The sequence below is a fragment of the Halobacterium jilantaiense genome (genome assembly GCF_900110535.1).
Taxonomy (GTDB): Archaea; Halobacteriota; Halobacteria; order Halobacteriales; family Halobacteriaceae; genus Halobacterium; species Halobacterium jilantaiense.
This window is the reverse complement of sequence record NZ_FOJA01000001.1, coordinates 241,977-259,880: the sequence shown is the minus strand read 5'-3', so window position 1 is coordinate 259,880 and position 17,904 is coordinate 241,977. Positions and strand designations below refer to the sequence as shown.

The window sequence follows — 17,904 nt, the reverse complement described above, 5'->3', positions numbered from 1 at the left end:
GCTACTTGGAGAGGTCCTTCGTCTTGATCGTCTCCCAGGCCTCCGTCCCCTCGGCCGTGATGCCGTACACTCGTCCCTTCCGCCGGTCCTCGGGGACCAGCAACTCGACGAGGTCGCGGTCCCGCAGCGAACTCAGCGCCCGGGAGACGTGTGTCACCGAGAGGTCGACGTCGCTCGCAATCTGTGTCGGTGTCGCCGGCCCCTCTGCGAGCCGCCCGAGCACCATCGTTCGGTGGTCGGAGCTGATGACGTACCCGACCACGTCCCAGTCTGGACTCATTCGTTCCTCCGTTGTGTTGTGGTGTTCACGATGGACCTCCGTACAGGTAGTGTGCGGTGGCGACCGCGGCGAACGCCACCATCAGCGCCGCGCCGAGCCACGCCAGCGACACCCAGGCGAACGCCGCCGGGAGCAGCGACACCGCCGCGTACGCGGCGAGGCCGACCACCGCGATGGCCGCGTACACGAACTGCCACGGCCGACCGGCCCCGCCGCTGTCGGGGAGGTAGGTGTCCAGCGTGCTGACGTTCGACGTCAACACGACCTCGCCCGAGTCCTGGTCGTACTCGACGATGCCGGACTCGCTGAGCTTCGGCACGTGTGTCTGGTACAGCGAGACGTACACGCGCTTGATCTGCTGGTCGGTGAGGTTCTCGACGTCGGTGTCGTTCTCCCACGCCGCGACGTCCCGGGAGAGGTCGTTCAACTCCACGGGCTCGTCGCAGTCCCGCAGGTACGAGATGACGAACCGCCGGCGTGCGTTGCTCAGGAGGTCGTAGACCTCGCCTTGAGTCAACGAGTCTTGGTCTTGCTTTGACATCGGTTGGGTCGGCGGGTCGGCGGACACTGAGGCGGCCGCTTGACTCCCGGGGGCCGGCCCGGCTCCACGCCGGCGGGCTGCCGGCGGCGCGGCGTCGCTGGCGGTCCTGGTCGCATCACTCTACAGTCACGCTCTTCGCGAGGTTGCGGGGTTTGTCGATCGAACGACCGAGCAGGTCGGCGACGTGGTACGAGACCAGCTGGAGCTGGACGTTCGCGAGCACGCCCGCGGCGGCCGGGTGGGTGTCCGGAATCGGCAGGAAGTCGTCGACGGTCGCGGCGACCTCCGGGGTCGCCTCGCTGCCGACGCCGACCACCGTCGCGCCCCGGGACTGGACTTCCTCGACGTTGTGCAGGGTCTTCTCGTCGTGGCGGCCCGTGAACACCGCGAACACGGGCGTGTCCGGCGTGACGAGCGCGAGCGGGCCGTGTTTGAGTTCGCCGGCCGCGAACCCCTCGGCGTGCTCGTAGGTGATCTCCTTGAACTTCAGCGCGCCCTCCAGCGCGACCGGGAAGCCGACGCCCCGCCCGATAAAGAAGTGGCCTTCGCGGTCCCGGAAGCGGTCGGCGAGTCCGGCGGGCCCGGACTGGTCGATGACCTGCTGCACGTCGCCCGGCAGCCGGTCGAGCGCCCGCAGCAGGCCGGCGCGGTCCTCGCCGGGCGACCCGGTGATGTCCTCGGTGAGCCGCTCGACGAGCAGCGACAGCACGGCGACCTGCGAGGAGAACGTCTTGGTCGCGGCCACGCCGATTTCTGGGCCGGCGCGGATGAACAGCGCGTCGTCGCACTCGCGGGCTGCCGTCGACCCGACGACGTTCGTGACGGCGAGTGTGCGAGCGCCAGCCGCGTCCGCTTGCCGCACGGACGCCAGCGTGTCCGCCGTCTCACCGCTCTGCGTGACGGCGACGACAAGCGTGTTCTCGTCGACGGGCGCGGGCGTCGTGGCGTACTCGCCCGCGCTGAACACCTGGGCCGGGACGCCGCGCTCGGCGAGCAGCTGGCGGGCGTACAGCGCCGCGTGATAGGAGGTCCCGCACGCGACGAACTGGACGTCGTCGACGCCCGCGAAGCTGCCGCTGGGGAAGTCCTCTAAGTGCACGTCGCCCTCGGCCGTCACCCGGCCGTTGACCGCGCGTTCGAGCGCCGACGGCTGCTCGTGAATCTCCTTGAGCATGTAGTGCTCGAAGCCGTCGCGTTCGGCGTCCTCGGCCTGCCAGTCGACGGACTCGACGGCGCGCTCGACCGGCCGGCCCTCGCGGTCGGTGACCTCGTGGCTGTCCGCTGTCGCCCGCACCACGTCGCCGTCTTCGAGGTAGACCACGTCGCGCGTGTGTTCGAGGAACGACGGCACGTCGCTGGCGAGGAACCGGCAGCCGTCCGCGACGCCGACCACGAGGGGCGACCCCTGGCGGACGGCGTAGACGGCGTCCTCGCCGCGGACCACCATCGCGATTGCGAAGCTCCCGTCGAGGCGGTCGGCGGCCGCGCGGAGCGCCGCGCTCGGGTCTGCTCCGCCGGCCAGCTCCTCGGCGACGAGGTGCGGGACGACCTCGGTGTCCGTCTCGCTCGTGAACGCGTGGCCGTCCGCGCCGAGTTCGTCCTTGAGCGCCTGATAGTTCTCGATGATGCCGTTGTGGACGACGGCAACCCGGTTCCCGCAGTCGGTGTGCGGGTGGGCGTTCGCGTCCGTGGGCGCGCCGTGCGTACTCCAGCGGGTGTGACCGACGCCAGCGACTCCGCTCGGCCCGACCGCGTCGACGGCGTCCGCGAGCTCGTCGATGCCCCCCTCGCGTTTGATGACGGTGACGCCGGTCCCGGTTCGGGTGGCGATGCCGGCCGAGTCGTACCCCCGGTACTCGAGGTTCCGGAGGCCGTCGAGGAGCGTGTCGACCACGTCGCGCTCGGCGATGCAGGCCGTTATTCCGCACATGCTGTGCCTCCCTGACGGTGGGCCGGCACGTGCAGCGGCGCGTCCGCTTCGGGGCTCGGTCCGGGAACGAGCGCGTCAGTCAACGGCCGAGGCGTCGTCGCACGCGGGTTCGGTGTGTTCCAGGTCATGGTAGGATGGGGTCGCGTTCGCCGTGTCAGACAACACTCTGGAATCACGGCTTCCGCGCATTGTTATTCGGAGATTGCGGGGAGTTGGCTGACAGCTACCGCCCTCGTTCGGCATCGTGAGCCCCCGACACCCCGGAAATCCCTCGTGTCAACCAACCGTTTGTGAGACACTACCCCGCGTAAACCGACGGATAACTAAGTAGGTAGTCTGACCTTTGTCTGACGAGATGTTGGGTGTGATGCGACTGACGCGGAACACAGGCCCCGCCTTCGCTCCGTCCACGCCGGCTGCGCTCTGCCCCGTTGCGGGCGCGCCGGTCGTGGAACGAGCGGCGATGCGGCTGGCGCGAGCCGGGGCCGACGAGGTGTTGGTAGTGTCCGGCGACACGCGAATCGAGTCGTGGGCGGACGGAGCGGACGCGCCGGTCGACGGCGTGACACGCGACCCGGAAGTGGTCCGAGAGTGCGCCGCCGGACACGACCGCGTGGTCGTCGTGGACGGCGCGACGCTCGTTCCGTCGGTCGCGCTCGCGACGGCAGCGGACGCCGTTCCGGCGGCCGATGGAGCAGCGACCGACGGCGGGAGCAAGACAGTCCCTGCGGCCTTCGCCGTGCCGGCGGCCGCCCTCGCGGATGCGGCGTCCGAGGACGCCCTCGACGACCTCGGTCGGAGCGCACCGACATCCGCTCGCGTCGCACCCGCATCCGTCTCAGACGTGCGGCGTCCGTGGGAACTGCTAGCAGCGAACGAGTCGGTCCTCCGTGACGTCGACCGCGCCATCGAGGGCGAGGTCCACCCGGACGCCGAGTGCCGGGGCGCGGTCGTCGTCGAGGACGGCGCTGAAATCGACGCCGGCGTCGTGGTCGAGGGACCCGCATTCGTCTCGTCAGGGACGACAATCGGGCCAAACGCTTATGTCAGGGGACGCACGTTCTTCGACACGAACGTTCACGTGGGACATAGTGTCGAAATAAAGAACAGTGTCGTGCTGCGGGACGCCGACGTCCCCCACCTCTCGTACGTCGGAGACAGCGTCGTCGGGCCGGACGCCAACTTCGGAGCCGGAACCATCGTGGCGAACGTTCGCCACGACGACGCCGACGTGCAGGTCGCCTACGACGGTGACAGAGTGTCGACGGGTCGACGGAAGTTCGGTGCCGTCGTCGGCGAGGGCGCGAAGCTCGGCATCGGCACACACCTCAACGCGGGGGTGACAGTCGGGCCGGACGCCACCACCCACCCCGGCGAAGTACTCACCAGAGACAGACGCGCCGAGGGGGGCTGACCGATGGCCACCCACCAGGAACGGAAGCACAGTGCGACGACAGTCACGGACGACACCAACTCAACCATGCTCGAGGGAACTCACGAAACGGTCGATTCGGGGAGTCAGGCGGAACCAGCGACGCAGTCACCGGACTCGCCTGACACTCCGAACGTCGACGACAGTCACGAGGAGGAGGAGGAAGCCGAACAGACCACCGAACTGCCGCTCGACGTGACGTTCGAGGTGCTGAAGAACAAGCGTCGGCGGCTCGTACTCGAGTACCTTCGAGACACCGAGGAGACCGTGACCATCGGCGAACTCGCCGAACACATCGCGGCCATCGAGAACGACACCACGGTGAAGCAGCTGAACGCCCAGCAGCGCAAGCGCGTCTACATCGGACTCTACCAGTGCCACCTCCCGAAGATGGACGACGCGGGCGTCGTGGCGTTCGACCAGAACCGCGGTCGCATCGAGCCCGGCGACAACGTCGACGGCCTCTACGACTACCTGGACGTCGGCGAGGAGATGGAGTCGGAGTCGATGAACCGGGTCTACCTCGGGAGTTCCCTCGGTTTCGGCGTTCTGTTCCTCGGCGCGCAGGCGGCCGGCGCGGCGACGCTCGCGACCGCACTCGTGGTCGTCTTCCTCGCGTTCGCCCTCTGTCTCTCCGGCTGGCAGCGGCTCTTCGAGGAGGACTAGTACCGGAGCGGGCCTGCTCCCGGTTCGCCCGCCACCACTGACGCCGCGCCGCGGCCGTTCTCTCTGGTCACGCCGGCGATGCAGTTGCCCGTGAGCCGGCAGTCCGGCCCGACGACGACTCCGCGGAGCGTCACCTCCGGCGCGACGCTCGCACCCGCCAGCAGCACCGAGCGCTCCACCGACGCGCCGCCCGAGACCGCGGCGTCAGGGCCGACGACGGCCGGCCCGGTCACGGTGGCGTTGGCTCCGATTGTCGCACCCTGCCGGACGACGACCGGCCCCTCGATGGTGGCGTCCGGGTGGACGACCGCGCCGGCAGCGACACCTGTGCAGCCCTCGTCACCGAGCACGAGCTCCGTCGCGGACAGCAGGTCGCCGGGTCGAGCGACGTCGAGCCACCGGTCGACCTCGACGGCCGCCACGTCCTCGCGGTCGATGACTCTCGTGAGCACGTCGGTGAGTTCGCGTTCGCCGCGCTCGCTCTCCGGGACGTCGAGGTCGTCGACGGTCGACGCCGGGAAGACGTACGCGCCGGCGTTCGCGAGCGTCGACGGCGGGTCGTCCGGCTTCTCCACGACCCGCGTCACGCGCCCGTCCTCGGTCGACAGCACGCCGTACTCGGAGGGGTCAGCGACCTGGTGGGCCGCGACGGCGGCGTCCTCCTCGAAGAGGGCGGCGACGCTCTCCCGGTCGAAGAGGTTGTCCCCGTTCAGGACGGCGAACCGGCCGTCGAGGAACTCGCGGGCGGCGCGCACGGCGTCCGCGGTCCCCTCCGCCGACGCCTGCGTGGCGTAGCGGACGGGGACGCCCCGGTACTCGCGGCCGAAGTGCGCGCGGACGTGGCTCGCCCGGTAGCCGACGACGAACAGCAGTTCGTCTGTGCCGGCGGCGACGGCGGCGTCGGCCGCGTGCGCGGCCAGCGGTCGGTCGCCGACCGGCAGCATCGGTTTCGGTGTGACGTCCGAGAGCGGACGCATCCGCGTCCCGCACCCCGCAGCGAGGATGACTGTCTGCATGACGACGGACGCGACGCCCGGAACGCTCCTCGTTATTCGCGCGCTATCGCTTCACGCCGGCGTCGAGGTCGTCGATGGCGGCCTCGACGAGTTCGCTGGCGGTGTCGAACAGCGACGTCATCCGCGCGTCGTCGTCGGCCTGGGCCGTGATGCGGACGAGCGGCTGGGTGCCGCTGGCGCGCACCAGGAACCAGCCGTCGTCGTGGTCGACGCGCACGCCGTCGACGTTCGTGACGTTCTCGTAGCGGTCGGCGATGCGGCTGCGCACGCGCTCGACGACGGCGTCGTTGTCGGCTGCGGGGACGTTCTCGCGGCGGATGGGGACGGACGGGACGCCCGCGACCAGGTCGGACAGCGGGCCGCGGTCGGCGACCAGCGCGGCGAGCTTGGCGGCGGCGAGCGTGCCGTCGGGGCACAGCGAGAGCGCCGGCCAGATCCAGGCACCGCTGGGTTCGCCGCCGAACGCGACGCCGTCGTCGCTGGCGCGGTCCGCGACGAAGCCGTCCCCGACGCGGGTGAACGTCACCGTCGCGCCGACGCCGGCGAGCGCCTCTCTGACGGCCATGCTGGTGTCGATCGGGACGGCGACCTGCTCGCCGGGGCTGGCCTCCCGGCGCGCGAACAGCGCGAGCAGGACGTCCCCGGAGACGAACGCGCCGTCGCCCGTGACCGCGAGCATCCGGTCGGCGTCGCCGTCGTGGGCGACCCCGAAGTCCGCGTCGCCGTCCGCGACGACCTCGCAGAGCGCCTCGCAGTGGTCGGCGGTCGGTTCGCTGGGCCGCGCCGGGAAGGAGCCGTCGGGCCTGGCGTGCAGCGCCGTCACCTCGCAGCCGAGCCGCCGGAGTGCGTCCGTCGTCAGCCGGCCGCTGCCGTGCCCGACGTCCACGACCACCTCCGGGCGGCCGTCCACGTCGACCGCGTCGACGACGGCATCGACGTGTCGGCGGCGGGCGTCGGGTTCGGTCCACCGGTCGCCGACGTCCCGCCACCCAACGGACTCGTAGTCGTCGCGCTCGACGCGCTCGACGACCGCGGTCTGGTCGCCGCTCGTGAACGCCGCCCCGTCGGCGTCCCAGAGCTTGATGCCGTTGTCCTCGGGCGGGTTGTGGGAGGCAGTGACGGCGACGCCGGCGTCGGCGTCGAGCCAGCCGACCGCCCTCGCGACTGTCGGCGTCGGTACCTCGCCGAGGTCCGCCACGTCCGCGCCGCACTCCCGGAGTCCCGCAGCGAGTGCGTCCACGAGGGGCGCGCCGGTCTCTCTCGGGTCCCGGCCGACGACGACCCGGGACCGGCCCGTGGAGGCGAGCGCGCGCCCGACGTCGACCGCGAGCGCCGCCGTCACGTCGGTGCCGAACTCGCCGCGGATACCGCTGGTTCCGAACATGCCCGAACTGCCACCGGGGACGGAGTTAGTTAGTCCCCGCGTAGGTCACTCTGCGGCCCGTTCCTCGTCGCGGAGGCGGTCTCTGACGCGTTCTCTGACTCGCCTGGCGGCCGCCGCCTCGTCGGCGTCCCCGCCGTCCGTCACGGCGGCGTCGAGCAGCGACGACCACTCGTCGGGTGCCAGCTCGACCGCGACCGTCCCGTCGTCGTTCGCCGACACGGACCCGGGGTCGGCGGTCCCCCCGCCGGTCTCCGTGCCGGTGTCTGCGGTCGCCGCCGACTCGGGGCGCTCGGGCTTCGAGGCCACCGGCTCCGGGTCGTTCGGCAGCACGGTGCCGCCGAGGTGGTCGTTCGCTCGCATGTCCATCCACATCGCCGCGACGAACGCCAGCGCGCCGACCAGCAGGACGGAGACGGCGGCACCGAACCTCGCCAGCGGGGACGCGACGCTGCCGACGCCGGGCAGCGCCCACGCCAGCCCCGCCAGCCCCACGGCGGAGGCGGCAGCACCGGCGGCGTACGCGCCGACGAGCGGGTGGAAGTCGAAGACGAGGTACTTCGTCTTCAGCCGCCAGAGGAAGTTCCGCGCGAGCATCCCCGACACCTTCGGGACGTACGTGTGGTACCTGATGTGGCTCTCCTCGTCGCCGTACACCGGCGGGTGGGGGACGTCGAGGACGCGCATCCCGGCGACGTTCAGCTTCACGAGGAGGTCGTTGCAGTAGCCGTAGAACTCGTACATGTCCTCGATGGGCACGGCGTCCAGGGCGTCGCCCGAGATGACGGTGTAGCCGCTCTGCGGGTCGCCCGTCTTCCAGTACCCGCTCGCGACCTTCGTGAGCGCACCCAGCATCGCGTTCCCGACGAACCGCAGCCTCGGCATGTCGCCCCGCGAGGTCCGGCCGAGGAAGCGGTTGGCCTTCACGTAGTCGGCGCGGTCGTCAACGACGGGGTCGAGGAGGTCGGCGAGCGCGTCCGGCTCCATCTGGCCGTCCGCGCCCATCACCGCCACGAGGTCGACGTCCTCCTCGCGGGCCCGGAGGTACCCCGTCTTGATAGCACCCCCGACGCCGCGGTTCTCGTCGTGCCTGATGGGGACCACGCGGTCCGGGAAGACGCCGGCGTCGTGGTGGTCGTTCTCGGCGCGCGCCGCCGCCCGAATCTCGCGCCACGTGCCGTCAGTAGAGCCGTCCTCGACGACGTACACGCGGTCCACGAACGCCGGGACGGACGCGATGGTGTCGCCGACGAACCCCGCCTCGTTGTACGCCGGGACGACGACCCCGACGGTGTGTGCTCGGTACATTCCGCGTTCGGCGCGAGGTAGGCCCGGCCAGCGTATTGTTATCGAGCGCTTGGCGGCCCGAGCCGGGGGTTCGGCGGCTGCTACTCGCGGTGACTGGCGAGCCCCCGAGACAGCCAAATCGGATTTCTCAGCGGTCAAGAGACCGTTTCCGGGATAGGCTCGGCGAAACGCACTCATAACAAAGCCGCGCTCGCCGGGAGTGGAACGGCATGCATCCCCGCGCTCGTTCAGTCCTCGTGGTCGCCGCCGTCGTGCTGGTACTCGCCGCGCCCGTGGCCGGGCTCGCTCCAGCGGCCGCCGCGGCCGGCGACGCCGCGGAGACACTCGGTCCCGGCGACGACGGTGCCACGAGTGGCGACGCGCCGATGGGCGTCGACGCCCAGGAGGACGACGACGGCGAGCGGAACGCGACCAGCGACGAGCCCGGACCGGACGTCGGCAGCGCGAACGTGACAGTGTTGCAGACGCCCGAGGTGGTCGGACAGCCGCTGGTCGTGGAGGCGACGACGACCAACGAGGGGACGGAGGCCGGGCGGAAGGTCGTGCAGTTCGAGGTCGAGCACGAGATCGTCGACCGGGCGGTGTTCGTGCTCCAGCCGAACGAGACGAAGACGGTGACGTTCAGGCACGTCTTCGAGACGCCCGGGAACAAGACCTTCGAGGTCGACTCGGGCGTCAACCGCTTCGTGACCGTCGAGGAGCGTCGGCCGGAGCTCTCCGTGTCCAGCGTCAGGGTCGAGCCGGCGTCCGTCGAGGCCGGCGGGGACGTGACCGTCACGGCGCTCGTGCGCAACACCGGGTACGCGAACGGCAGCCTCCCGGTCGCGCTGGAGCTGTTCGGAGAGGTGGCGGGCGTGAAGAACGTGACGCTGGCGACCGGCGAGTCCGCCGAGGTGACGTTCACGCGGAGCGTCCACACGCCCGGCAGCTACGAGGCGACGGTCGCGAACGCGTCAGCCGAGTTCCGGGTGACGGGCGCGGAGTCGACCGCGTCGGCGAGGACGACCGACTCGGTGCTGGAGTCGGCCTCCGAGACGCCGGGATTCGGACCGGTCGTGGCGCTCGCCGCGATGCTGGCCGCGGCCCTCCTCATCGTCGGCCGGCGAGCGTAGGACTGCCCGCCGGGGCCGCCACCGGTCAGCAGCCGACGGTGGTGTTCGCGACCGTGTTGTTGGCGGCACCGCGGCGCTGGACGACCGGAACGTCGACCGCGTCACAGACTCGGTTCTCCACGACGCTGCTGTTCGTGACGCCGCGGAGGTCGACGCCGTCGTCGCCGCTGTCCGCGAGGACGTTCCCCGCGATGGTGGCGTTGTGCGCGTTCCGCAGGAACAGCGCGTCGTCGCCGCTGTCGGTGACGTGGTTGTCGACGAGCGCGGCGAGCGCGCCGTTCTGGACGTCGACGCCGTCGTCGGTCGCGTTCGCGAGCGTGTTGTTCGCGACCCGGTTTCGGTCGCCGACGACGTAGACGCCGTCGTCGCCGGTGCCGTCGATGGTGTTCCACGCGAACACGGTGCCGTCGGCGTTCGCGAGGTGGACGCCGTCGTCGCCGACGGCCGTCACCGAGTTGTTCGCGACGCGGACGCCCTCGGTGTGTCCGAGCCCGATGCCGTCCTCGGTGTCGGTCACGTCGTTCCCGGTGATTTCGGCGTCCACCGCGTCGACGACGAGCACGCCGTAGTCGTTGCCGCCGGCGACCGTGTTGTTCGTCACCTCGTGGCCGACGCGATTCGGCTGGAACGCCGTCGCGTGGAACACCTGGCTGCCGTCGGGTGCGCGCGGCGGTTCGACGTACCTGGGCGACAGGTCGCCGCCGACGAAGATGGCGCGCCCGCCGACGTAGGTCACCTCGTTGCTCTCGACGTCGACGCCGCCGGCCTCCTCGACGGCGATACCGGTTGTCGCGTTCGCGACGGTGTTCCGAGTGACGGCCGCGTCGTACGCAGTCGTCACGCGGACGCCAGTGCTGGCGTTCGCGACAGTGGTCGCGACGACCGTCGACGCATCGCTGTGGACGGCGACGCCCGTGCCGTTCGGGGCGTCGACGCTGCTCCGAGAGAGGACGCTGTCGCCGTCGCCAGCGAGCCGGACGCCCGTCGACGCGTTCGTGACCGTGGCGGAGTCGACGGTGACGTCCGCCGTGGCGTCGGTGAGGCCGACACCCGTAGTGCTGTTCCGGACCGTCACGTCGAGGACCCCGCCACCGGAGACGTTCCGGTAGGCCACGCCGGTCGCCCAGCCGTCGAGGACGAGCCCGTCGACGCTCACGCGGCTGGCGTCACGCACGAGGACGCCCGGTCCGGTGCCGTTCGCGGTGGCGACGCGGTGGCCGTTCCCGGCGAGGACGACGTCGTCCGCGGTGACGACGATGCAGCCGTCGGTGGGCGCGTCCGTGACGTTCGCGGTGATCTCGTAGACGCCGGGTGAGTCGATGGTCCCGCAGGCCGAGACCTGAGTCGCCGTGGTGGTGCTGGTGGCGGTCGCGACCGGGATGCCGGCGGTTGCGACGAGCGCTGCGACGACCAGCGCCGTCACACCGCGGCCCCCGGAGGTGTGTACGTCGAGCATACGACACCGGTCAGATGTAGTAAGCACACATTGTAAGCCGGAGCTTTCGCCGTCTGACGGCCTCTGCTTTCCGAACTGTCGAAGGTAGTGCTTACGCGGCCCAGTGACGCCGGCGTGTCACGCCGCGCTGCAGGCGCGCAGCGACGGCAGCGCGGGCGCACGGATTCGGGACCGCTGGCGGACGGTCGACGCGATACCCGCTCCATAACAAACCACCCGGTCGGCGTGCACTCCGACGTTCAGATGCTTCGGTACGCGACCGAGCCGACGATGGGGGAACCGCGATGAGGCGTGCGACGGCGACCGAGAACGCGCACGGCCCGGCGCGGGGCTTCCTCCGCGAGTTCGGCGACCTCGGCGCGGTGCTAGCGTACGCCCTGACTGGCGGCTTCCTCGTGCTGTCCGGGGTCGTCGAGGGGCCGATGCGAGTGCTGGTCGCAGGTCCGTTGTTGTTCTTCCTGCCCGGCTACGCGGTCGTCGCCGCGCTGTTCCCCGCCGAGCCGCCGGACGGCGGCGGGGACGGGACGGTGCTGTCCGCGGCGGTGCTGCGGCGGCCGGGCGTTGAGTGGGTCGAGCGCGTCGCGCTCTCGCTGGCCGTCTCCGTCGTCGTCCTGGTGTTGCTCGCGCTCGCGCTCTCGCTGGCCGGGTCGTCGTTCGCCACCGCGCCGCTGGTGACAGTCGTCGTCGCGCTGACGGCCGTCGCCGCGCTGGCCGCCGGCGGCCTGCGAGCCCGGCTGGCCCCCGGCGACCGCGCGACCGCGCCGGTCGACCGCTGGCACGACGAAGCCCGGGCGGCGACTGTCGACGCGGGCTCCGGCGTGGACGCGGCGCTGAACGTCGCGCTCGCCGTCGCGGTGGTCGCCGCGGTGGCCGCGCTCGCGGTCGGGCTGGCCGCCCCGCAGTCCGGAGAGGCCTACACCGAGGCCGCGCTGCTCACGGAGTCGGACGGCAAGCTGGTCGCGGGCGACTACCCGACGGACCTGACCGCGGGCGAGCCCGCGTCGTTCACGCTCGTCGTCGAGAACCACGAGGGGGCGGCCACCGACTACACGACGGTGGTGGTCCTCCAGCGCGTGCAGACGGACGGCGAGTCTGTGAGCGTCCTCGAACAGCAGGAGCTCGGCCGCGAGTCGCTGTCGCTCGGAGACGGCGAGCGCGCCCAGCAGGCCGTCTCCGTGACGCCGGACCTGCTCGGGGAGGACCTCCGGCTGCGCGTGCTCGTCTACGCAGGCGACCCGCCGGCGGAGCCCACCGGGGCGTCCGCGACCGAGCACCTCACGCTCTGGGTCGACGTCTCGCCCGCCGACGGGGCCTGAGATGTGGCCGTGGGAACACGTCGCCGTGGGCTACCTCGCGTACTCGGCGTGCAGCCGTCTGGTCTGGGGTGAGCCGCCGTCGACCCGGGGCGCGCTCGTCGTGGGCGTCGCGGCGGTCGCGCCCGACCTCGTCGACAAGCCGCTGGCGTGGATCCTCGACGTGCTGCCGGCCGGGAAGTCCCTGGCGCACTCGCTGTTCGCGCTGCTCCCGCTGGCCGCCGTCGCCACGGCACTGGGCGTCCGCCGCGGGTCACTGCGCGGTACCGCCGCGTTCGTCGTCGGCTGGGCCGGCCACCTCGCTGGCGACGTCCTCTACCCGCTCGCGGTCCGCGGTGACCTCCGAGCCGGGTTCCTGTTCTGGCCGCTCGTCCCCGTCGGCGGCGGCGCGGACGGCGCGCTGCCGCACGTCCGCGAACTCCTGGGCTCGTTCGCCGCCTTCCTCTCGACGCCCCGTGGTGCGGTCTATCTGGCGGCCGAACTGGGGCTGCTGGCGGTCGCACTCGCCGTCTGGGTCGCGGACGGCACCCCCGTGTTGGGCGCGCTGCGGCGGCGTCTCCGCCGGCCGACCGCCAACTCGTGAGCCCCGTCCGGCCGCCGGATAGCGGCTCTATAACAATGCCTCGACGCCGGGTGCATCCGACGATGACACTGCGAACTGCTGTCGCCGGTGGCGGTACGGTCTCGGGGAAACACCTCGCTGCGCTCGACGACAACCCCCGGACTGACCTTGTCGCCATCTGCGACCTCGACGAGGAGACGGCCGACGACATCGCGGCCGACTGGGACGTCGACGCCTACTACGACACCGAGACGCTGCTCGACGAGGCCGACCTCGACTGGCTGCACGTCTGCACGCCCGTCCAGAGCCACCTCGCAATCGCGAAACTCGCCATCGAGGCGGGCGTCCCGGTCCAGATAGAGAAGCCGATTACGGAGACCGTCGCGGAGTTCGAGGAGCTGGCCGCCCACAGCGAGCGCCACGGCGTCCCCGTCACGGAGGTCCACAACCACAACTTCGTGCCGGTGATGCGGGCGGCGATGGCGCAGAAACGCGCCGGCGAACTCGGCGAGGTTCGGGGCGTCGACGTGGTGTACACGGCGTCCAGCCGGCCGGACGACCCGAACCGCGGTCCGTGGAACTTCGAGCTGGCGGGCGGCGAGTTCGAGGAGGGGCTCCCGCACCCGTTCTACCTCGCGCTGCGGGCGGCGGGCTACCCGCGCGGCGAGGGCGACATCCAGGCGATGACCGCCCTCCAGGACGACTACGAGCGGGACTTCTCGTACGACGCCACCCAGCTCCAGTTCGTGACCGACGAGGACGTGCTGTGTTCGGTGCAGGTCCTCGGAGACACGCAGCCGGTGCGCATGGTGCTGATTCACGGCTCGGAGAAGTCCCTGACCGTGGACCTCATCTCCCAGACCCTCATCGAGCACGACCGGGACTACAAGGCGTCGGCGGCGGCCCGCGCCCTGAACAACGTCGACCAGGCCGTCGACCGGGTGGCCGGCACGGTCCAGAACGCCCGCGCCGTGTTGCGCCGCAAGCGCGACGACACCTGGGAGTCCAAGCGCCTCCTGAACCCCCACTACTACCAGACCGACACGGAGGCCCGCGCCCTGCTGGGCGACGGCGAGATGCCGGTGCCCCTAGAGGAGTCCCGCTGGATGGTCCAGTTGATGGCCGCGGTGCGCTCCGCGGCCGACCGGGACGCGGGCGCGGTCGAGGAGAACGTCGGCGCGGCCGCCGACGACGACTGACCGATGGCGCTCGGGTCGGTCCAGCGGACGGTCGATGCGCTGGTCACCGGGGCTGGTCGCCGGCTCGCAGCGACCACGCCGGCGGCCGAACGCTGGCTGCTGGTCGCCCGCGACCGCTACGCTCGCGCCTACGTCGCCGCCACGCGCCTGCGGAACCGGCTGCGGTACGACGCGCCGCCCGACCCGTACCGCCTTGTTCACGTTGACCCCGCCGACGTGCAGGGGATGGTGGGTCGGGACCGGCCGATGTACCGGGCCGCGGGCGTGGTCGAGGACGGTGACTGGGACCGCGTCGACGAGCGGTTCGACGACACCGACGTCTACCGAGCCTACCGGGCGCACTTCGAGGACGGCGTCCCGTGGCGGGACACGGCCTTCTACGACCGGATTCTGGACGAACTCGACTCGGGGCGCGTCCGGTGGGGCTGTTCCACTCGCGCGGAGTTCGACGCGCGCTGCGAGCGCCTCGACGACCTCTACGAGGCCATCGCCAGCGACGGCTTCCGCTCGCAGGCGGCGCTCGCTGGCGACGGCGGCGGCACACTCGGCGAGCCGTCGCGGCTGCCGACGGAGCGCCGCAAACGCGAGGTCGCCGTCCACGTCGGCCGGGACGGCGCGGTGCTGTTCGCGGACGGCCGGAACCGGCTCTCGATCGCGAAGCTGCTGGGTCTGGACTCGGTTCCGGTCCGGGTGTTGCGACGGCACGCCGACTGGCAGGCCACCCGGGACGCGGTCGCCCGGGGGGAGGCCGTCGACGCCGACTCGGACCACCCGGACCTGCCGGACGGAGCCGGGGACGGGTCCGGCACAGGCGGCGGGTAACGAAGCCCCATCGCCGAGTCTGGCCCGACGATGAGCGACACCGACAGCGACCGAGCAGCGCCGTCCGGGCAGCCCGACCGCGCGTTCGTCCTCGGGCTCGACGGCGTCCCCTGGGGACTCCTGCGAGACTGGGTCGAGGACGGCCACCTCCCGAACTTCGCGCGGCTGTTCGACGAGGGTGCCAGCGGCGTCCTCGAGAGCACGACGCCCGCGCACACCGCCCTCGCGTGGCCCTCCATCGCGACGGGGACGTGGCCGGACCAGCACGGCGTCTACGGCTTCCAGCGCCTCGGGCCCGACTACACGCACCGCATGAACACGAGCGGGGACGTCTCCCGGCCGGCGCTCTGGGAGCTGGTCTCGCCGTCCGTCACCGCGAACGTCCCGATGACGTACCCCGCGACAGCGGTCGACGGCGAACTCGTCGCGGGGATGATGACGCCGCGCCGCGACGAGGGGTTCACCCACCCGTCCTCGCTGGGCGAGACGGTCGACGACGAGCTTCCGGACTACGAAATCGGCCTGGACTGGGGCGAGTACGCCGACCGCGAGGGCGCGTTCCAGGACGACCTCGACGACCTCCTGGCGGCGCGGAACGCGCTCCGGGAGAAACTCGAAGCCCGGTCGGACTGGTCGCTGTTCTTCTTCGTGTACACGGCACCCGACCGCCTCCAGCACCTCGTCTGGAACGAGGCGGTGTTGCTGGCGTGGTACGAGCGCTTCGACGACATCGTCGGGGAGGTGATGGACTACGCCGAGGAGCGGAACGCGATGCTGACGGTCGTCTCGGACCACGGCTTCGGGCCGAACGAGACGGTCGTCTCCGCGGCGACCGTGCTGGAGCGGGCGGGCTACCTCTCCCGGCGCGAGCAGTCCGGAATGCGCGGCGTGCTCGCGAACCTCGGCATCGACAAGGACAGCGTCCTCTCGAAACTGAACCGGGTCGGCATCAGCGAGCAGGCCATCGTGGACTACGTCCCACAGGGGTTCGTGGACGTGGCGGCGATGCAGGTGCCGGGCGAACACAGCCTCTACGACGTCGACCACGCGAACACGACGGCGTTCGTCCACGGCGCGGGCAACGTCTACGTGAACGACACCGGGCGCTTCGAGGACGGCGTCGTCGCCCCGGCCGAGCGCGCGACCGTGAAAGCCGAGCTCGTCGACCTCTTCGAGGGGGTCACGGGCCCGGAGACTGGCGACCGCGTCTTCGACGTGGCCGACGGTGACGACGTCTTCCCGCGGGACGAGGACGCGCCCGACCTCGTGCTGTCGGGCCGCGACGGCTACGAGGTGTTGACGATGCTGACCGACGAGACCTTCCACGAGGCCGAGACGAAGGCCGCCGGCCACCGGCCCGAGGGCGTGTTCTTCGCCTGGGGGCCGGGCGTCCAGTCCGGCGCGCGAACCGAGGACGCCACCGTCGTGGACGTGGCACCGACCGTCCTGCACGCCATCGGCGAACCGGTCCCCGACCACGTCGACGGCCGCGTGCTGTCCGAGGCGTTCGACCCGGACGCCGCGCCCGCCAGCCGGGACGTGGCGAGTGTCGACCTCGACTACGACGCGAGCGGCGGCGAGACGACGGACGGTGACGTGAGCGACGTGGAGGACCGCTTGCGCGGCCTCGGCTACATCGAGTAGGTCGCGCGGGCTGCGCGAGCGTACCGGAACGTGGACGCCCAGTCAGGAGACCACGGTTCGCAGGCCGGCGAGGAACGGCCCGGGGTCGTCGCGCTTGAGGTAGTCGAAGTGGGGTTCGGTGACCATCGACGCGGCGATGGTCCACGCCGTCCCGGAAAGCGACGGTCGGACGACGTTCGGCGAGTCGTCCGTGAGAACGCTCGCGAGGTGCCCGACCTCGCCGTGCAGGTAGTGCGTGCCGACGCCCATCTCGTAGTCGTCGACGACGTCGTCGGTGCGGCCGGCGGCGGCGAGCCAGTAGTACCACGGGAAGTCCGCGCCCGCGTGAACGGTCGACGGCAGCGACTGCCACATCCGGGGGTTGATTTCGGTGAGGACGTAGTCGCCGGTGCCGGCCTCCTGCATGTACTCGATGCAGGCGAGCCCGTGGAACTCCAGTTCTTCGAGGAGGTCGACGGCCACCGATTCGAGGTCGGGGTCGTACATCGAGCGCCGGTAGACGCCGCCGCCGCCCGTGTAGGAGTTCCCGCGGAGCTGGTGGTGCTGGAAGGACGAGACGACCTCGCCGTCCTCGCAGAGCGCCGCCACCATGTACTCGCCGTCGCGCTCCACGAACGACTGCACGATGGGGTCGTGATGCATCTCCGCGCGGACCGCGTCGGCGTCGATGCGCTCGCCGGCCTCGACGTGGTGGAGGGCTTTCACCACGTCCACGTCGCGCTCGCCGAAGTCGTCGACGTAGGCGTCGGTGAGGACGTTGTACCGCGACTTCACGATGCGGGCGTCGGCCCAGTCGTCCGCCTCGGAGAGCAGCCGGGTCTCGGGGACCGGGACGCCGGCCGCCTCTGCGGCGTCGGCGAGTGCGAGGCGGTCGTGGACGCTGGCGAGGGCGTCCGTCGGCGGCACCACGAGCGAGACGTGGGCCTCGAAGGCGTCGCGGTACTTCGAGAGGACGTAGCCGTCCTCGCAGCGGATGGGAATCACGGTCTGCACGTCCTCGCGAGCCGCGAGGTCCAGTAGCGCGTCGCGGTACGCGAGCAGGTCGGCCCGGGGGTCGGGCAGGGCCGCGAACTCGTCGCAGTACTTCGAGGCCGCGGCCGGCGGGTTCGACTTCTCGGACGCGACGACGGAGCCGACGCCGTGCTTCGCGAGCGACCGCACGCAGGTGTACGCCGAGGCGTCGTTGCCGGCCGGCACCAGCGCCCGGTTGCGGGGGCGTTCCATACCACGGCAGACGAACCG

At 71.4% G+C, this 17,904-nt stretch carries 16 protein-coding genes; 8 read left to right on the top strand and 8 right to left on the bottom strand.

Going from position 1 to position 17,904, the window contains the following annotated elements:
- Position 1: 1 nt before the first annotated feature.
- The 3 genes from BMW35_RS01430 to glmS all read right to left on the bottom strand — a co-directional run bounded on the left by BMW35_RS01430 (position 2) and on the right by glmS (position 2,751).
- Complete coding sequence (locus BMW35_RS01430) at positions 2-280, bottom strand: winged helix-turn-helix domain-containing protein (RefSeq protein WP_089667371.1); 279 nt, start codon at positions 278-280, stop codon at positions 2-4.
- Between the two features lie 25 nt (positions 281-305).
- Entirely contained in the window at positions 306-821 is a 516-nt protein-coding gene (locus BMW35_RS01425; protein WP_089667370.1) for a DUF7344 domain-containing protein, read from the bottom strand.
- Positions 822-936: 115 nt separating this feature from the next.
- Positions 937-2,751: a glutamine--fructose-6-phosphate transaminase (isomerizing) gene (gene glmS / locus BMW35_RS01420; protein ID WP_089667369.1), complete on the bottom strand. Its 1,815-nt coding sequence runs from the start codon at positions 2,749-2,751 to the stop codon at positions 937-939.
- A 367-nt stretch (positions 2,752-3,118) separates the two neighbouring features.
- Between glmS and BMW35_RS15800 the strand changes: the two genes are divergently transcribed.
- Both BMW35_RS15800 and BMW35_RS01410 read left to right on the top strand, forming a co-directional pair.
- Entirely contained in the window at positions 3,119-4,165 is a 1,047-nt protein-coding gene (locus tag BMW35_RS15800) for a glucose-1-phosphate thymidylyltransferase (RefSeq protein WP_245708110.1), read from the top strand.
- A gap of 66 nt (positions 4,166-4,231) precedes the next feature.
- Positions 4,232-4,849 carry a DUF7344 domain-containing protein gene (locus tag BMW35_RS01410; protein ID WP_143052120.1) on the top strand — a complete coding sequence of 206 codons (618 nt, stop codon included), beginning with the start codon at positions 4,232-4,234 and terminating at the stop codon, positions 4,847-4,849.
- Here the strand turns inward: BMW35_RS01410 and BMW35_RS01405 are convergent.
- From BMW35_RS01405 to BMW35_RS16005, 3 genes are read right to left on the bottom strand one after another with little or no spacing between them, the layout of a single operon-like run.
- Positions 4,846-5,865 (bottom strand): sugar phosphate nucleotidyltransferase, encoded by a 1,020-nt coding sequence (locus BMW35_RS01405; protein ID WP_089667366.1) that lies wholly within the window; start codon positions 5,863-5,865, stop codon positions 4,846-4,848. The two genes, BMW35_RS01410 and BMW35_RS01405, sit on opposite strands and share 4 nt — an antisense overlap.
- A gap of 43 nt (positions 5,866-5,908) precedes the next feature.
- The gene (gene glmM, locus BMW35_RS01400; RefSeq protein WP_089667365.1) at positions 5,909-7,249 is read right to left on the bottom strand and encodes a phosphoglucosamine mutase; all 1,341 of its coding nucleotides are present in this window, start codon (positions 7,247-7,249) and stop codon (positions 5,909-5,911) included.
- Positions 7,250-7,294: 45 nt separating this feature from the next.
- A complete protein-coding gene (locus tag BMW35_RS16005; RefSeq protein WP_089667364.1) occupies positions 7,295-8,554 on the bottom strand; it encodes a glycosyltransferase family 2 protein in 1,260 nt (419 codons plus the stop codon).
- 209 nt (positions 8,555-8,763) lie between these two features.
- On the opposite strand from BMW35_RS16005, the gene BMW35_RS01390 reads away from it, so the two are divergent.
- Positions 8,764-9,666, top strand: coding sequence for a CARDB domain-containing protein (locus tag BMW35_RS01390; protein ID WP_143052212.1), 903 nt, complete (start codon positions 8,764-8,766; stop codon positions 9,664-9,666).
- 25 nt (positions 9,667-9,691) lie between these two features.
- Here BMW35_RS01390 and BMW35_RS01385 read toward each other — a convergent pair whose 3' ends face one another.
- Complete coding sequence (locus BMW35_RS01385; RefSeq protein ID WP_089667362.1) at positions 9,692-11,122, bottom strand: right-handed parallel beta-helix repeat-containing protein; 1,431 nt, start codon at positions 11,120-11,122, stop codon at positions 9,692-9,694.
- A gap of 284 nt (positions 11,123-11,406) precedes the next feature.
- On the opposite strand from BMW35_RS01385, the gene BMW35_RS01380 reads away from it, so the two are divergent.
- The 5 genes from BMW35_RS01380 (at position 11,407) to BMW35_RS01360 (ending at position 16,662) form a co-directional block, all read left to right on the top strand.
- Positions 11,407-12,438, top strand: coding sequence for a DUF1616 domain-containing protein (locus BMW35_RS01380; protein ID WP_089667361.1), 1,032 nt, complete (start codon positions 11,407-11,409; stop codon positions 12,436-12,438).
- A gap of 1 nt (position 12,439) precedes the next feature.
- Positions 12,440-13,018, top strand: coding sequence for a metal-dependent hydrolase (locus BMW35_RS01375; protein ID WP_089667360.1), 579 nt, complete (start codon positions 12,440-12,442; stop codon positions 13,016-13,018).
- A 62-nt stretch (positions 13,019-13,080) separates the two neighbouring features.
- Positions 13,081-14,196 carry a Gfo/Idh/MocA family protein gene (locus tag BMW35_RS01370; protein ID WP_089667359.1) on the top strand — a complete coding sequence of 372 codons (1,116 nt, stop codon included), beginning with the start codon at positions 13,081-13,083 and terminating at the stop codon, positions 14,194-14,196.
- Between the two features lie 3 nt (positions 14,197-14,199).
- Positions 14,200-15,018, top strand: coding sequence for a ParB N-terminal domain-containing protein (locus BMW35_RS01365; protein ID WP_089667358.1), 819 nt, complete (start codon positions 14,200-14,202; stop codon positions 15,016-15,018).
- 30 nt (positions 15,019-15,048) lie between these two features.
- Positions 15,049-16,662, top strand: a complete 1,614-nt coding sequence (locus BMW35_RS01360; protein ID WP_089667357.1) for an alkaline phosphatase family protein — start codon at positions 15,049-15,051, stop codon at positions 16,660-16,662.
- 42 nt (positions 16,663-16,704) lie between these two features.
- Here the strand turns inward: BMW35_RS01360 and BMW35_RS01355 are convergent, their stop codons facing one another.
- Positions 16,705-17,886, bottom strand: a complete 1,182-nt coding sequence (locus tag BMW35_RS01355) for a carboxylate--amine ligase (RefSeq protein WP_089667356.1) — start codon at positions 17,884-17,886, stop codon at positions 16,705-16,707.
- Positions 17,887-17,904 lie beyond the last annotated feature (18 nt).

Coding starts and splice junctions, on each gene's coding strand:
- BMW35_RS01430 (WP_089667371.1), bottom strand. CDS start 280: ATGAGTCCAGACTGGGACGTGGTCGGGTACGTCATCAGCTCCGACCAC.
- BMW35_RS01425 (WP_089667370.1), bottom strand. CDS start 821: ATGTCAAAGCAAGACCAAGACTCGTTGACTCAAGGCGAGGTCTACGAC.
- glmS (WP_089667369.1), bottom strand. CDS start 2,751: ATGTGCGGAATAACGGCCTGCATCGCCGAGCGCGACGTGGTCGACACG.
- BMW35_RS15800 (WP_245708110.1), top strand. CDS start 3,119: ATGCGACTGACGCGGAACACAGGCCCCGCCTTCGCTCCGTCCACGCCG.
- BMW35_RS01410 (WP_143052120.1), top strand. CDS start 4,232: ATGCTCGAGGGAACTCACGAAACGGTCGATTCGGGGAGTCAGGCGGAA.
- BMW35_RS01405 (WP_089667366.1), bottom strand. CDS start 5,865: ATGCAGACAGTCATCCTCGCTGCGGGGTGCGGGACGCGGATGCGTCCG.
- glmM (WP_089667365.1), bottom strand. CDS start 7,249: ATGTTCGGAACCAGCGGTATCCGCGGCGAGTTCGGCACCGACGTGACG.
- BMW35_RS16005 (WP_089667364.1), bottom strand. CDS start 8,554: ATGTACCGAGCACACACCGTCGGGGTCGTCGTCCCGGCGTACAACGAG.
- BMW35_RS01390 (WP_143052212.1), top strand. CDS start 8,764: ATGCATCCCCGCGCTCGTTCAGTCCTCGTGGTCGCCGCCGTCGTGCTG.
- BMW35_RS01385 (WP_089667362.1), bottom strand. CDS start 11,122: ATGCTCGACGTACACACCTCCGGGGGCCGCGGTGTGACGGCGCTGGTC.
- BMW35_RS01380 (WP_089667361.1), top strand. CDS start 11,407: ATGAGGCGTGCGACGGCGACCGAGAACGCGCACGGCCCGGCGCGGGGC.
- BMW35_RS01375 (WP_089667360.1), top strand. CDS start 12,440: ATGTGGCCGTGGGAACACGTCGCCGTGGGCTACCTCGCGTACTCGGCG.
- BMW35_RS01370 (WP_089667359.1), top strand. CDS start 13,081: ATGACACTGCGAACTGCTGTCGCCGGTGGCGGTACGGTCTCGGGGAAA.
- BMW35_RS01365 (WP_089667358.1), top strand. CDS start 14,200: ATGGCGCTCGGGTCGGTCCAGCGGACGGTCGATGCGCTGGTCACCGGG.
- BMW35_RS01360 (WP_089667357.1), top strand. CDS start 15,049: ATGAGCGACACCGACAGCGACCGAGCAGCGCCGTCCGGGCAGCCCGAC.
- BMW35_RS01355 (WP_089667356.1), bottom strand. CDS start 17,886: ATGGAACGCCCCCGCAACCGGGCGCTGGTGCCGGCCGGCAACGACGCC.